The organism is Anaplasma platys, from assembly GCF_012790675.1.
Classification (GTDB): Bacteria; Pseudomonadota; Alphaproteobacteria; order Rickettsiales; family Anaplasmataceae; genus Anaplasma; species Anaplasma platys.
Genome location: NZ_CP046391.1, coordinates 447,947 through 461,397 on the forward strand (window position 1 = coordinate 447,947; position 13,451 = coordinate 461,397).

The 13,451-nt window shown below is 46.1% G+C and carries 8 protein-coding genes; all 8 read left to right on the top strand.

The genetic code is table 11. From position 1 onward, the window contains the following. Window positions 1–42 precede the first annotated feature (42 nt). Window positions 43–1,209: a 1-deoxy-D-xylulose-5-phosphate reductoisomerase gene (gene dxr, locus ANPL_RS01880; protein ID WP_169193107.1), complete on the top strand. Its 1,167-nt coding sequence runs from the start codon at window positions 43–45 to the stop codon at window positions 1,207–1,209. Between the two features lie 191 nt (window positions 1,210–1,400). Further along, window positions 1,401–3,287, top strand: a complete 1,887-nt coding sequence (locus ANPL_RS01885) for a TRP75-related protein (protein WP_169193108.1) — start codon at window positions 1,401–1,403, stop codon at window positions 3,285–3,287. Between the two features lie 13 nt (window positions 3,288–3,300). Then, window positions 3,301–3,435, top strand: a complete 135-nt coding sequence (locus tag ANPL_RS04815; RefSeq protein WP_272899048.1) for a hypothetical protein — start codon at window positions 3,301–3,303, stop codon at window positions 3,433–3,435. A gap of 192 nt (window positions 3,436–3,627) precedes the next feature. Next, the gene (ispG, locus tag ANPL_RS01895) at window positions 3,628–4,881 is read left to right on the top strand and encodes a flavodoxin-dependent (E)-4-hydroxy-3-methylbut-2-enyl-diphosphate synthase (RefSeq protein WP_169193110.1); all 1,254 of its coding nucleotides are present in this window, start codon (window positions 3,628–3,630) and stop codon (window positions 4,879–4,881) included. A 128-nt stretch (window positions 4,882–5,009) separates the two neighbouring features. Beyond that, entirely contained in the window at window positions 5,010–5,762 is a 753-nt protein-coding gene (gene tatC, locus ANPL_RS01900; protein ID WP_169193111.1) for a twin-arginine translocase subunit TatC, read from the top strand. Between the two features lie 332 nt (window positions 5,763–6,094). Then, on the top strand, window positions 6,095–9,199 hold the full coding sequence (locus ANPL_RS01905; RefSeq protein ID WP_169193112.1) for an efflux RND transporter permease subunit: 3,105 nt from the start codon (window positions 6,095–6,097) through the stop codon (window positions 9,197–9,199). 415 nt (window positions 9,200–9,614) lie between these two features. Beyond that, on the top strand, window positions 9,615–11,159 hold the full coding sequence (gene nusA / locus ANPL_RS01910) for a transcription termination factor NusA (RefSeq protein ID WP_169193113.1): 1,545 nt from the start codon (window positions 9,615–9,617) through the stop codon (window positions 11,157–11,159). A gap of 18 nt (window positions 11,160–11,177) precedes the next feature. Further along, a partial coding sequence (gene infB, locus ANPL_RS01915; protein ID WP_169193114.1) for a translation initiation factor IF-2 occupies window positions 11,178–13,451 on the top strand: 2,274 nt, incomplete at its 3' end.

Consider the following 13,451-nt stretch of genomic DNA (forward strand, 5'->3'; position numbering starts at 1 on the left):
TTCTACGTTTCTGTGTGCGTGATAATATGCGAGTTGAGCGACGTGAAGAGAGTTTCAGTTTTTGGATCTACGGGGTTTATTGGACAAAAGGCCGTGCAGATTCTGCATAGAAACCCTGCAGATTTCAAGGTTGAAGCTTTGGTAGCGAGAGATAGTGTTCAGCTTTTGGCCTCGCAGGCGAAGTTACTTGACGCGAAAATGGCGGTAATTGCTGATGATAGGTGTTACCGGGCGTTAATAGATGCTCTGAGCGGTACGGGGATAAAGGTATTGGCTGGTCGAGATGCCGTTATTGAAGCTGCGGGGGTGCGGTCGGTAGATTGTGCGCTCATGGCCATTACTGGCATTGCGTCACTAGAACCCACGATGGGGCTCATCGATGCAGGGGTGAGTTATATTGCGTTGGCGAGTAAGGAGAGCTTGGTTTGCGGTGGAAGTCTCCTGATGAAGGCTGCAAAAAGCCGTGGTGTTAATATAGTTCCAGTAGATTCTGAGCACAATGCGGTTTTCAGACTTTTGTCTTATGGGGTGAGTCCAGAAAAAGTGACGATAACGTCTTCGGGAGGGCCATTTCTGAAGTGGACAAAGGAGCAGATGAAAAATGCTACCCTTGATGATGCCTTGGCGCACCCGGTGTGGAAGATGGGAAAGAAGATTTCAGTTGATAGTGCTACCATGGCTAACAAAGCGCTAGAAGTAATTGAGGCAAGCTACCTGTTTTCTCTAAGTTGCGACAAGATTGATGTCGTTGTCCATCCGGAGTCCGTAGTGCACGCTTTGGTATCACATGCGGATGGGGAATCTATAGCGTTGATGTCGCCGCCTGATATGAGCATTCCCATACTTCATGCTCTATATTGGCCAGAAAGGAAGGAGATCTATGAAAATGGGCTAGACCTTGTGACGCACGGTCGGTTGACGTTTTTGACTCCGGATCTCGACAGGTTTCCGCTGTTTAAATGGGGTTTTGACGTCTTGAAGCACAAAAACAGCCATGCTGCTGGGATAGCATTTAATGCAGCTAATGAAGTTGCAGTTGAAGTGTTTTTGTTGGGGGGTATTTCTTTTCTTGAAATTTCCAAGGTGATTGTGAAGGTGATGAACACGATTTCACATTGCGAAATAAGGTCTTTGAGTGACGTAATAGAGTACGATCTATGGGTCCGGAAGGCCGCCGAAAAAGCAATAGGTTCCTTAAAACTGTGTTAATTTAATCGGGGCTGTACGGAGCATTTTTATCATGATAGAGTCCTATTGGCGATAAATGTTGTATTAGATTCTAGTGATGTTATTGTCTTGCGGGATCGGGTGTGGCAGATGCAATCTGCTTATAATTTTCTGTCTGTCCTTGTGCCCACCTTCAAGATGAGTAGTTTTTGTAAGCTTCATCGGTGAGTTAAATGTCAAGAATAAGTTTTCTGTTTGTCTTGTTACTTCTTTCTTCCTGCTGGAGTAGGCATGCCTTGGAGATAGGTAAAAATTACATTCCCGTTTTTAATCCAGGAGGGGTACTTTTCGACGAAGATGAGAGCTTTGCGCAGTCCTATGAGGTTTATGAACAACGAAGACATGATGTTTTAAGAGAGAAGGCTCGCAAAAAAAGAGGTTCGGATCCAGGATGCGAGCTTGGATGTCCTAAGGTTAGTGAAGAGAAAAGATCGTGGATCATGAAAAAGCTCCGTGAGTTTGGGGCTGTGACTCGCGATGTGTCTAGGAATAACAACGGGGGGATGGTAAACAAAGATGGGATTGACCTTTCTGCGCTGCCAGGGGCTAGATTTATAGACATTATGTTGGATAAGGACGACGTTGCAAAAGGGGCTGGGCATACTGAACGGCAGGAAATGTCTGCAAGTGCTAATGTTTCGCCGCAATATGTTGAGCGTGAAAGCGGATTTCCGCAGTTTGAAACTCACAGCATTGGAGCAGTAGGGTCTGGTGGCTTAGGTTGTGAATGTGGTGAGGGTGGAGTAAGGCATAAGCATGATGCAAAAAATGGTTGCGATTGCAGCTGGGGGAGTGCGTCAGCGTATGAGCGTGCCAATAAAGAATCATCTCAAGGACCCGTGGAAAGTGGTTCAGGAGCAGCTGCAGGGTCTGAAGCTACGGGTGCTGATGTAGTGGTTGGGCAGGGATGTAATTGTGAAAACCCTGGTAACTGTGAGTGCAAAAAGAACGTTACAAGCCACGTTTCTCGCGGTCTGGAAGAAGTTGAATGTGGTTGTGAAAAGCTACGAGGATGTGAGTGTAAAAAAGTTTCTCTGGTTGATGCCAGTGGGTTAGGGCAGGTAGGTTGTGCATGCGAAGGAGCTCCTGGTTGCAAATGCGGCAAAGGAGTTGCTGTGGAGCGCAAACACGATGGGGTAGGAAGGCCATCGCATAAGCATTCTGAAGGTGGAGGAATGGTTACCAAGCCTGGCGACGTGCATGATGCAGTTGGTAGTGCAAAGCATGAATGCGATCATGGAAAGCATCGCGAATGTGAATGCGAAAAATCCCACGGGTGTGACCGTAATAAGGATGATGCAGAGCGCGACCTAGATTGTGATAGTACTGTGCCATCAGAGAAAGAGCCTGTTTCGCCAGATAATGGCGACGGCGCTGATAACTGGGAAAGTTTTGAAGAGGAGCGTAAAGAGACAATAGCGAGATGGGAAGTTGGAGAGATAGTAGGTCCTGATTTTAGTGATGAGCAGGTTGAGGCGCCGGAAGAGGAAAAAGTCGCTGTTGCTCCGTCTCCGAATGTGGATGATGTAAAAGAAGAAAGTGTCGAAGTAATGACTGCTGAGGGAAAGAGTGACGACACTGTGGAAGTTATTGATGAGCCACATGATGGCTTGATGACAGAAGGCTTTATCACGAATATGGAAAGTGAACTTCCTGACTATAGCGGGGCTAAAGCGCTGGGCGATGATTTTACTTATCCCATGGGTGTTGCCTTCCCTCGGGAAGAATCTAAAGAAAAGTACGGGAATTATGATAAAGAGGCTCCGCGTCGCGATATTGGCGGCGCTGGTGTTATGGGGCTAAATAAGGAAATGGGTAGCGAGAGTAATGTTAAACAGCGTGGTCTACCCGAATTAGGAGAAGATATCTCCGCTGAGCATCCAAAGGATTCAGAAAAAGCTGGTCCATGGATCCCCTATGGAGATGTAGAAGAGTTCATTGCTGAAGAGGAAGCAGCAGAGGATTCTTCGGATGAGAGCGAAGAATGGACTAGCTTTCAAGACCCAGGGCGTAAGGATAACAAGTCCTATATGAACGTTTACGCCTGGTATGGTTTTTAGTAGCTCGGCAGCGATGGGAAGAAAAGTTGTCGAGGATGCGATAGGTTTGTTGAGTGGTGATCAAATTGGTTGTGGTCGTCCCTTGCCACTAGGGGGCTTGGGTTTTCGCTGCTTGTCGCTGGTTGAAGTTCCCGTTTTTTCATTCTAGCAGTCGAACTTGTGATCTTGTAGTATGGCGTATTATACGTGGCTGCAATTAATGTGGCTAAGTGTGCTATTATTACAGCGCTTAATCGGGAAAGTGGCAGTTACTTTCAGAGCTGAGGCCTGAAACAGGCAACCACTTTTTTGGACACTGTGAGCTATATTTGTTTGTGTAGTTATTTCTTGGATTCTGCCAATGAGTTTATGTGAAGATAGTGTTTTAGACGTTCGCGATCCGCGAGTTGTTCCCAGGATTAGTTATGCTGTAAGGATTGGCAGAGTTGTCATAGGCGGGGGTAATCCGGTAGTTGTACAATCTATGGCGCTGGGCGGGACCGGAGATTTCAACCAAGACATGAACGAGATCTTAGCGTTGGCCAGAGAGGGATCAGAGTTGGTCAGGGTCGCAATAAACTCCGATGAATCTATTAAGGTGATCCCTGACGTTGTCGACCAGCTAGTGAAGTATGGTTTCGATGAGAAAATGATAGTTGGTTGTGGGCAGTATGAGGTGGCCAGGCTTCTGCGTGATTATCCAACTTGTGCCGCAGCTTTGGGGAAAATTAGAATTAATCCCGGAAATATTGGGTTTGGTGACAAAAGAGATAAGAGCTTTGAGGACGTTATAGAGTTTGCTGCAAAACACGATATGCCTATCAGAATAGGTGTAAACTGGGGCAGTCTAGATAAGACCTTGGTTGCCAGGCTGATGGACGAGAATGCTGCATTGCCGGTGCCAGAAGACTCAAGTGTTGTTCAAAGGAAAGCTTTGGTTCTCTCAGCACTTGAGAGCGCAAAGCTTGCAGAAAATCTTGGTCTTTCGCCGAATAAGATAGTTGTCTCCTGCAAGGTGAGTAGGGTTAGTGATTTAATTGCTACGTACTTGGCACTGGCAAAATCTAGCAAATATGCGTTGCATTTGGGGCTCACTGAGGCGGGGGCCGGTCTTCGGGGTATTGTCAATAGCACGGCTGCTATTGGACATTTGCTGCTTCTAGGCATTGGAGATACTATAAGGGTTTCACTGACTTCGTATACTAGAGAAGAGAGGACGCAGGAAGTAAGGGTATGTAAAGAGATTTTACAAGCGTTGGGGCTAAGATTTTTCTCTGCACAGACTGTTTCATGTCCGGGATGTAACCGCACTAACTTCCCTATTTTTCAAAAGCTGGTTCGCGGTGTTAACGAGTATATAGAGTCCCAAATGCAGGTTTGGAAGGTGAAGTATCCCGGAGTCGTAAACATGTCTGTCGCGGTTATGGGGTGTGTGGTTAACGGACCAGGAGAGAGCAAGCACGCAAATTTGGGTCTCAGCATGCCAGGAAATGGGGAAAGGGAAGTCGCTGTTGTTTATGAAGATGGGAACAAGTCATGTACCATTCGAGGCGATGACGTACTTGAAAAGTTTTTAGAGATCATAGAATCATATGTCGTAAGAAGATATAGCTGAAGCGCGCACGTTTTTATTTTATGCAAGTAGTACAAATTTTGTCGGAGGAGAGTATCTTATTACAGCGCTAACTGCTGTCAGGTGGTACCTTGTTAGTTAGCACTTATCGTTTCGCGGGTTAGCGGTAGATGGAAAAGGGCGTAATGTCGATAACGAGGCACTTGAAGGAACTGCGTGCTAGGGTACTTATTTCCGTGTTGTTCTTCATGGGCATGTTCGTTGTTTGTTACTTGTTATCCGAAGAAATATATGAGTTTTTGCTGATTCCCTTGGTTGAGCTGGAAGGGGACCATGAGGATTTTTCACTTATTTATACTGATCTCACAGAGGCATTTTTCGTATATTTGCGCGTGGGAGCCATGGCGGCGCTTTTTTTATCCTTTCCCATGTTTGCTTTTCAGTTTTATAGATTTCTTGCCCCTGGTTTATACAAGTCAGAGAGGAGGGTTCTGCTTCCGTATCTTATAGCGGCCCCAGTTCTTTTTGCTTTGGGAGCTGCTGGGGTATATTACTACATATTTCCATTGGCATGGAAGTTCTTCATCAAGTTCGAAAATAGAGATGCATCCGTCGGGGTGCCAATAGAATTTATGCCGTCGGTTAGTGAATATTTGGATCTGGTGTTGCAGTTGATGTTTGCCTTTGGTTTGGCATTTCAGTTGCCAGTGATTCTGACTCTGCTGGCGCGAGTTGGCATAATATCTTCGCGCAGCTTGGCAAACAAAAGAAGAGTAGCGATCGTTGTTATATTCATCATTGCTGCCGTATTGACTCCTCCTGATGTGTTGAGCCAGATAGGTTTGGCTATTCCTATGTTGTTACTATACGAGGCATCTATAGTGGCGTGCAGATACATCGAAAAGAAAAGCCAAACACGTTGAGTTAATTGTTTCATAGTGTGTGTGCGGGAAAGAGGGAATTCTACGCAGCAGCCACAATGAAATTGCAAATGAAACGCTAAAACTATCGCCTTACGGATAAAGTTCAAAGTTTTTGAGCTAGCGGCTGCCGTCTACTCTGAGTAACCTTGTGGGGAGGAGCGGTTGTGTTTTATGTATAGCGAAGTTTCTGGTGGCATATGCTATTATCCTAATTATGATGAGAGGGTAACAATATCGTTGGCATGGTGTTGGGTGCCATGTTTATAGCGTGGTTCTGAGTAATAGCTGGTACCGTACAGTTATAACGAAACATCCTTCAAGGGAGGGGATATATGAATGCTGTTTTGGATTTTTTCCTGCAAAGGAACAGATTCACCTTATTTTTATTGATATCTCTTTTGATGTACGGGGCATGTTCCTACGTCATGCTCTCTAGGGAAAGAACCCCGACTATCAAAATTCCTGTTATTTCAGTTGTTTCTGAGATCGAAGGGATGCGAGGAGAATTGGTTGAAAAGTTGTTAGCAAAGCCAATAGAGAAAGAAGTTAGATCAGTTTCTGGAATCAAGAAGATAGCGTCAAATGTTAGTGATGGTAGAGTGATTGTAATTTTGGAGTTCGACCATGATTCAGACATGCGTGTGGCCATGGAAGATGTTAAGGCAAGGCTGGACACAGTTAGGCCTAAGTTACCCAGAGAAACAACCACGCTTTTTGCTGAGGAAATAGACTTAGGTCTACTGCCAGTAGTTAGCTTGGCGGTCGTTGGGGATGTGCAGACAACGTTGCTTACCAAAATTGCTAAGGAACTTAAGTCACACATTGAAGCTTTGAGTGACGTGCTAAGCGTTGAGGCATCTGGCTTGCGTGAGGAGGTGGTAGAGATTAGATTTTCTCCGGAGCGGCTTGATCGCTATGGCATACAAATTTCGCATATGATTGATGCCCTGCGTAGGAGTTATCCTTTCGTTCCTTACAGTGTGCTTGAAACTGATATGGGCATGCACAAAATTAAGCTAAGCAGCGAATTAGACAGCAGACAAAAGATTTTAGATTTGGTGCTTAAGTCTAAGGGAAGCGAGTTTGTGACCGTCAGTGATGTGGCGGATGTTAAGCTGGTGGAAAAAAATACACGAACATTTTCTCGGGTTAACGGTAAGCCGGCCGCTGTGTTGCAAATTTCTAAAAGAACAGGAAGCAGCGTCACCGACTTGGTGAAAAAAATCAGGATTATCCTCGAAAAGAAGAGTTCGCTAATTCCTCCGGGAGTCTCAATTGAGTTTTTGCAGGATCAGTCACAGGAGGTGGAGACTATCCTCCATGAACTGGAAAACACTTTATTGTTCTCCGTTATCCTGGTGTTGGTGCTGATGATGGTCTTTATGGGGCTGAGGATGGCGCTATTGGTGGGAATGGCCATCCCGGTGTCAGCATGTGTGGGGATAATTGTCATATACCTTATGGGATACACTCTTAACATCGTGATTCTCTTCACGCTGATAATGGTGATCGGTATGTTGGTAGATGATGCCATAGTAGTTAGCGAATATGCAGATCGGAAAATGGCCTACGGAATGGAAAGAATGGCAGCATACAGAGAGGCTGCCTCCGTGATGTTTTGGCCTATAGCGACTTCTACATGTACAAGACTTGCGGTATTTGTTCCTCTGCTCTTTTGGCCGGGATTTATGGGAGGCTTCATGGAATACATCCCGGTAGTTTCGATATCGACGTTGGTGGGTTCGTGGATCACAGCGCTGATTTTTATTCCAGTGCTTGGTTCAATATTTGGAAGGGGTTCCGCAGAAACGGAGAAAGAAATAGCTGAGGTGAGAGCGATAGAAGACTTCAGTGTTGAAAAGATGAGTAAAGTTACCAGGTTCTATGCCAATGTTCTCGAAAAGGTACTCGACCATCCGAGGAAATTTGTATTCCTAGTATCGGGAGTGTTAATTACAGCTACCATTACTTACTTTGTTTTTGGGCCGGGGGTGGAATTTTTTCCGGATGTTGAGCCAGACAGAGCCATTATTAAGGTGAAGAGTGATAACAATCAATCAACGCGGGAAAAAAATAGATTGCTCAGTGAGATTGAGGAAAGAATCAATGGCGTAGAAGGAGTAAAATACGTCCACACTACGTCTGCAAGTGGAGATGGGGAGGGAAACATAGGTGTAGTGAGCTTAGAGTTTATTCCTTGGTATGCCAGGGAAAAGGCCTCCAAGATTCTTTCGCATGTCTCAGATCTACTCCGGGATGTGAAGGGTGTATTTCTTGATGTTGAATATAATTCCATGAAGCCCAGCAGAGGCAAGCCCATGGTTGTGACTTTGCGTTCCAAAGATACTAATGCTCTTGAGGCTGCAGCGCTTTTCCTGAGAGACTCTATGGCCGAATCAGAGGGTTTCACCGGGGTTTCCAGCGATAATGAAGGGAGAGGCGCGGAGTGGGTTTTGGAGGTCGATAGAAAGAAGGCACTTGCTTCAGGTGTTGATATCTCTACCATTGGGAGCTATGTCAGCATGTTGACCGATGGATTATTGGTAGGTAAGTACCATCCCAAGGGTTCTGCTGATGAGATTGATATAATTGCGCGCTTTAGTCAGGATCGAAGGTCTCTGAAGAATATAGATAATTTCACCATTAATACACAAGCTGGCAAGGTGCCAGTTTCGACGTTTGTTAGGAGAAGTGCTAGGCCTGATGAAGGTGTTGTCAGGCGTGTTGACGGGTATAGGGCCGTCACTATTTCTTCCTATATGCTTCCAGGATATTCGCTTGGTGATGGGGTAGATCATATTAAGGAGATTTTTGCCAAGAGTATATATAAAGACGTTGATCTGGATTTCTTTGGAGATATGCAGGAACAAAGCGAGTCACAATCGTTCCTTCTCAGAGCGTTCTTCCTAGTTACATTAATGATTGTGTTGCTCCTCATGTGTGAGTTCAACAGTTTCTACTATGTGGCAGTGGTAGCATCAGCAGTGTTTTTATCCACTACATGTGTATTCTTGGGCTTTTTGTTGACGTATAAGGTGTTCGGCATCGTGATGGGCGGTATAGGTGTGATAGTTCTTGCCGGTGTTGTGGTCAACAACAATATACTGCTAATAGACGCTTACCGAGCTAATTTTGCCAGTGCTAGGAACAAGCGTGAGGCGATAATAAAGTCTGCAGTTTCTCGACTTCGCCCCATATTTTTGACGGTAATTACCGGGGTATTAGGCCTGCTCCCTATGGTTATGAGAGTAAGTGTCGATTTCATAGGTCGGAGAGTGTTATATGATTCACCATCGAGTCAGTTATGGTTTGAATTGTCAACTACCACAGCTGTAGGGCTGTTGTGTGCAACCATAATTACCCTTATGTTTACCCCTGCCGTTTTAATGTGCAGTGGGGAGCATGATAAAAACTGTGATAAAATTGACAGCGAGTAGGTTGATAAGTTTGCATAAGTTGTTTTTTCGATGGTAGCAGCGCTTGCTGAATCATATCAGCAGGCTTGATCAGTTGTGGAAAATCAATGAAATTGGGCTTTAATGCGTTGTAAAACAGGGTTTTTCTGTGCAGCATCTGTTTTATGCGGTTGTGCGCATGTGAGGATAGGGTTGTTCTAGAGTCTATTATCACCTTTAAAAGCGGTGGAAGTTCGATGGGGGAGGCAATAGTAACATCTACGTCTTTTCCTCATAATTGGCACTGGTGGCAAGAGTGGTTTATGGGCTATGGTGCGGATAAACTTCTTGACTCAAGTTGGTATCAGCAGTAGAATCACCGTGGTGGACTAGTATGGAGCACCGCTTCTGTCAGCAATGTGTGTAATAGACGTTTTCTACTCGTGCAAGGGGTTTTATGGTGAATTTGTATAATTTTGACAATCTCGAACTCATCAGGGTTGCTAGGGACGTTGCAGAGCAGAGGGGTCTTGATCTAGGGGTGGTAGTCGAGGCTATAGAGCAGGCACTTGAAGTTGTCAGTCACGGCAAGTATGGGGATTGTAAAATCAAAGTTTCCATAGACAGAAAAACGGGGGTTATATCGATTGCGCGGCAGGCGCTGGTCGTGAACGATGATCTGTCGCTTGATTATGAGCAATTTGGCATTCCGGAAGAGGAAGTTAATAAGTACAAGTTGGTGCGTGTTTCTGATGCGCGGGTTGATGATGTGGGTACTCAGGTTGGCGACATACTCATGGAACCTTTGCCACCGCTTGATGTTGATTACAATTCCGCTAAGCTTGCCAAGCAAAAGGTTGCGCAGCTGATCATGATGCAGGAACGCAAGAGGCAATATGAGGAGTTCAAAGAGCGTGTTGGTGACTTGGTGTATGGTGTCGTTAAAAGGGTAGAATACAATAACATTGTAGTTGACCTAAATGGTAGCGAGGGCTACTTGCCCTTATATAGCACCATTAGGGGGGAAGTATTTAGGCCAAATGACAGGATAAAAGCTCATGTTGAAGATGTGCGCCGTGAAACTTCGGGGCCGCAAATCTTCTTGTCTCGCGTTAGTAAGAGGTTCATGGAGCTTCTTTTTAAGCAAGAGATTCCGGAGGTATATGACGGGGTTGTCAGTATCAAAGCTCTGGCCAGGGATGCTGGTTCTAGGTCGAAGGTAGCGGTTTTCTCTTCGGATAAGAACATTGATCCGGTGGGAGCGTGTATTGGTGCGCGTGGTGTGCGTATACAGAACATAGTTTCGGAACTCCATGGTGAGAAGATAGATGTGGTACCTTATTCGCCTGATTTGGCGAAGTTCGTTGTGAGTGCTATAGCTCCAGCAGAGGCTGTTAAGGTTATCATTGACGAGGATGTGGAAAGGATAGAGCTTGTAGTACCAGAAAGTCAGGTCAGCTTGGCGATTGGTAGGTATGGTCAAAATATCAGGCTTGCTTCGGAGTTGGTTGGCTGGGGTATTGATGTTATTGGTGATGAGACAGAGTCTACCAGGAAAGCTAAGGAGCTTAGTTCAGGTGCTAAGATATTTGTGGATGATTTGGATGTTGAGGAAATCATTGGGCAGCTTTTAGTAAGTGAGGGTTTCTCCAGTATTGAGGATTTGGATCGAGCCGAGGTTAGCGATATAGCTGCGGTAGATGGGTTTAACGAGGAGATAGCTCGTGAGCTGAAGGCGAGGGCAGCGGAATGCCTGGAGCGACGCCGTCGGGAAGCCGTAGAGGCTCTTGAAAAGATGACGGTTAGTGAAGAAGTCATGCAACTCCCGTTTTTAGAAGTCGAGGATATTGTAAAGTTATGCAATAGTGGTATAAGGAGTGTAGAGGATATCGCTTCACTGTGTACTGACGAATTTTATGATATTATCCCAAAGGTTAGGTTAAGTAAAGAGCAGGTGGATTCCATAATCCTGGAGTCACGTAAGCGGGTTGGGTGGGTTTAGTTTTTCTAGGTGCAGCAGATGAGTGATGAGGAAAAGGTAGGTATGGAGTGCAATGCTTCAGGTGAACGGAGGCGTTTGACTCTAAAGCTTGAAGACAAGCTTAAGGCGCCACTTTCCTTGACTAGAACTTCTTCCCAGGGCAGACCGTTCATGACCGTTGAGGTCAGGAGTAAGAATAAAAAAGTAGGAGAGTCTTTGTTGGGCAGGGAGGGGTATACTTCTTGGAACGATAAAAAGAAATCCGGGGTTGCCAGCAAGGGAGCTGATGGGTTGACTGCGCAAGAGCAGCTCTTTAGGATTAATGCCATAAATATGGCGGATAGCGTTAGCGCTAAGGAAAGGGAAATTTCAGCTAAAAGAGAAGAAGAGAAGAAGGAAGCTGCTGGTGCTGAGGTCGCTACGGAGGGTGTCTCTTCTGTCGAATCGCGGGAGCCAGTGGTTGAGGCTGATGGTGCAGTGCCTGGCGGGGCAGCGGAAGCCGCTGCGGGAACTCAGTTTTCCAAGGGCCGTCATTATGACAGAGATAAAAAGCACGCTTACGGTTCGACTACGAAACATAAGGAAAAGGAAGGCGGTGGCGTTAAGAAGGCTGTATCCGCTAGGGTTTCAAGTAAACACTTGAAGTCTGATATCGAGAGTGCTCTCAGTGGGCTGGAAGATAAGTATGTTACGAGGGCTTCGTCTTATAGTAAGCGCCGCGGGAAGAGTTCGAGCAATGAGCGCAGGATATCTCGGGAGGTGACTATTACTGATCACATGGATGTTCGGGGGCTGGCACTGGCTATGGCCGAGAAGGCGCAGGATGTGTTGCGCATGCTCGCGCATGTGGGTATGGAATCAAAGTTGGATACGGAACTGGATATCAATTTGGCCCGTGACATCGCTATTGAGTTCGGTCATCGGCCCAAGGTTGTCAGCAAGATTAAGTTGGTGCAGGAGCTTACTGACGTCTGTGAGGGTGATTTTGTCGCGGAGCCAAGGCCTCCGGTGGTTACTGTCATGGGGCATGTTGACCATGGAAAGACGTCGTTGCTCGATGTGCTGCGTAAATCTAATGTGGCGGAGAAAGAAGTTAGGGGCATCACTCAGCACATGGGTGCATACCAGATAGATGTGGATGGCAAGAAAATTACTTTTTTGGACACGCCGGGTCATGAGGCGTTCGCGGACATGCGGGCTCGTGGGGCTAATGTAACCGACATCGTAGTTCTGGTAGTCGCGGCTGACGATGGGATAATGCCGCAGACTATTGAGTCCATTAACCATGTTAAGGCTGCTGGTGTAGCTATGGTGGTGGCAGTCAATAAAATAGACAAAAGTGACGCCAATGTAGGGAAAATCACTAATGACTTGCTACAGTACGGGGTGATTCCTGAGGATCTCGGGGGCGATGTGATGATTGTTCCGGTTTCGGCAAAGAGTGGTGAGAATCTAGATAGGTTGAAATCGACCATACTCTTGGTTGCGGAAATGCTGGAGTTGAAGGCCCCGGTGGAGTGTAGGGCCCAGGGTGTGGTAATAGAAGCGCGGGTTGATAGGGGTTGTGGTGTTGTTGCCACTGTGATAGTGCAAAGGGGAACGCTTAGTAAGGGTGATGTGGTAGTTGCTGGTGACTCTTACGGTAAAGTCCGCAACATGTTCGACGATGACGATAGGGTTGTGACGCGGGCTTTGCCGGCGACGCCCGTGAGGATTTTGGGGTTGAGTAGCGTACCCAAGGCTGGTGATACTTTTGTTGTCATGCCTTCGGAAAAACAGGCGCGTGATTTGTTGTGGCATAAGGCAGAAGTGAATTCTGTGCGTGAGAAGAGTATTGCTACTGGTCCTACGATGCCTATTTTGCCAACTATGGATAACAAGATCGAGGAAGTGAACATTATCCTCAAATCTGATGTTATAGGGTCCATGGAGGCTGTGTCTTATGCGGTAGCTCAAATAGAACACGAGGAGGTGAAGTTCAATATTCTGCATAAAGAAATAGGGGATGTCACTAGATCAGATGTGTTGTTGGCTGAAGTATCTTCCGCGGTGATTCTGGCCTTTAACGTCAAGGTCGATGCTTCTGCTAGAGATTTGTTGAAGCATAAGAGCGTGGATGTACGGCACTATCAGGTGATATATGACCTGGTTGATGATGTTAAGAGCATGGTATCAGGAAAGCTTAAACCTATAGTGCAGGAGATACAGGTTGGCTTATTGTCGGTGCGGCAGGTATTTTCTTCTGGAAAGGGAGGCGCTGTGATTGGGTGCTATGTTTCTGAAGGAAGCGTTAGCCGCGGTGCCGTGATAAGA